General features: G+C 54.0%; 1 protein-coding gene. It reads left to right on the top strand.

Annotated elements, in window-relative coordinates:
* Positions 1–383: GGDEF domain-containing protein (locus KDM89_RS20255; RefSeq protein WP_212689669.1), on the top strand; the 383-nt coding region annotated here is incomplete at both ends.

The following is a 383-nucleotide window of genomic DNA, read 5'->3' as shown; positions in this document are numbered from 1 at the left end:
GGTCTCTTCGCTGTCGACCCGCGCTGAGCGTTACCGCTCACTGCGTGCCTTGATCATGCGTGATGGTTTAACCGGCTTGCTGAATCACACTGCGATTAAAGAACAGCTGGAAGCTGAAGTATTGCAGGCTCACAGAAATGGCGCGCCGCTGGCGTTGGCGATGATAGATCTGGATAATTTCAAGAAGATCAATGACAGCTACGGTCATGCGACCGGGGATCAGGTATTACGCACGCTGGCCCGTATTCTGCGTCAGCGTTTGCGCCGTACTGACATCGTTGGCCGTTACGGTGGTGAAGAGTTTGCCGTGATTTTCCCAGATACGACGGCCAGTACCGCCAGGCGTGTGCTGGATAAGGTGCGACAGGCATTTTCTAAAGTCA

It is taken from the genome of Cognatundibacterium luofuense, assembly GCF_018139685.1.
Taxonomy (GTDB): Bacteria; Pseudomonadota; Gammaproteobacteria; order Burkholderiales; family Burkholderiaceae_D; genus Undibacterium; species Undibacterium luofuense.
The sequence above is the reverse complement of the archived record's forward strand: the minus strand, read 5'-3'. Positions and strand labels throughout refer to the sequence as shown.